The following is a 730-nucleotide window of genomic DNA, read 5'->3' as shown; positions in this document are numbered from 1 at the left end:
TCCGCAGCTGCGTGGAGGACGGCACACACGACAGCTGGGTCGAGAAGTCGAACAAGGCGTTCGCCGAGGGCGGCTTCGAAGGCACGCCGACCGCGCTGCTCAACGGCGACCCGATCTTCCCGAAGAAGGGCGACGAGCAGATCTCCGAGGCCAACATCAAGAAGTGGGTCGCCGAGGCCAACAAGGGCAAGAAGCCCGGCACCGTGGGCGCCACGCCGTCGTCGTCATGAACCGTGAGAACCCTCCGGCGGCCCGCCGCCGGCGGGCCTCGTTACGCAGAAGTTGCCGGACGGCTTGCCGTACGTCCCGTCCGGCAAGGTAGCGTCGGCCCCGTCATGAACCTTGCCTTCATTCCCAGCCCGTCGACCGGGGTGATCGAGCTCGGCCCGATCCCGCTCCGCGGCTACCCGGTCTGCATCATCATCGGTGTCTTCGGCGCCGTCTGGTTCGGCAACAGGCGCTGGGGCGCCAGGGGCGGGAAAGCCGGCACCGTCGGCGACATCGCCGTCTGGGCCGTGCCCTTCGGCCTGGTCGGCGGCAGGCTCTACCACGTCATCACCGACTACCAGCTGTACTTCAGCGACGGTGAGAACTGGGTGGACGCCTTCAAGATCTGGGAAGGCGGCCTCGGAATCTGGGGCGCGATCGCGCTCGGCGCGGTCGGCGCCTGGATCGGCTGCCGCCGTCGAGGCATCCCGCTCCCCGCCTGGGCGGACGCGCTGGCCCCCGG

Annotated in this window: 2 protein-coding genes; both read left to right on the top strand. The window is 69.5% G+C overall.

All coding sequences use genetic code 11. From position 1 onward, the window contains the following. A partial coding sequence (locus D8M29_RS13315; RefSeq protein ID WP_370450185.1) for a DsbA family protein occupies positions 1-230 on the top strand: 230 nt, incomplete at its 5' end. Between the two features lie 105 nt (positions 231-335). Next, on the top strand, positions 336-730 hold a 395-nt coding region (locus tag D8M29_RS13310), incomplete at its 3' end, for a prolipoprotein diacylglyceryl transferase family protein (protein ID WP_174233391.1).

The organism is Micrococcus sp. HSID17227, assembly GCF_003989405.1.
Lineage (GTDB): Bacteria > Actinomycetota > Actinomycetes > Actinomycetales > Micrococcaceae > Micrococcus > Micrococcus luteus.
Note: the sequence above shows the minus strand (reverse complement) of the source record. Positions and strands in the feature narration are given on the sequence as shown.